We start from the raw sequence: 388 nt of genomic DNA, 5'->3' as shown, positions 1-388 counted from the left end.
CCCCCCCCCCCCCCCCCCCCCCCCCCCCCCCCCCCCCCCCCCCCCCCCCCCCCCCCCCCCCCTATTTTCACGCAGAACACGCCATACGAGATTTCCTGTACGGTCTCGTGGGCTCGGAGATGTGTAGAAGAGCCCGGCCACGCCGCGCAGCCCGCCCGCGCCGCGCACGCCCGCGCCGCGCGCCAGCGCGCAGAAGTCGATGTCGGGCAGGTCGCAGTCTTGTGCGGCTGCGTCAGCGCCACGCCCACGGCCTGTCTCTTATACACATCTGACGCTGCCGACGAAGAGAACCTAGTGTAGGTGTGGGGGGGGGGGGGAGGGTGAGAGGGGGGGGGGGGGGGGGGGGGGGGGGGGGGGGGGGGGGGGGGGGGGGGGGGGGGGGGGGGGG

The 388-nt window shown here is 77.1% G+C and carries 1 protein-coding gene; it reads right to left on the bottom strand.

The annotated features are described in order from the left end of the window. Positions 1–266 (bottom strand): hypothetical protein (locus JHD63_RS24345; protein WP_304952658.1); only part of this gene is annotated, 266 nt, incomplete at its 3' end. Between the last annotated feature and the right edge of the window lie 122 nt (positions 267–388).

This window comes from Xylophilus sp. ASV27 (assembly GCF_016428875.1).
Taxonomy (GTDB): domain Bacteria; phylum Pseudomonadota; class Gammaproteobacteria; order Burkholderiales; family Burkholderiaceae_C; genus Xylophilus.
The sequence above is the reverse complement of the archived record's forward strand: the minus strand, read 5'-3'. Positions and strand labels throughout refer to the sequence as shown.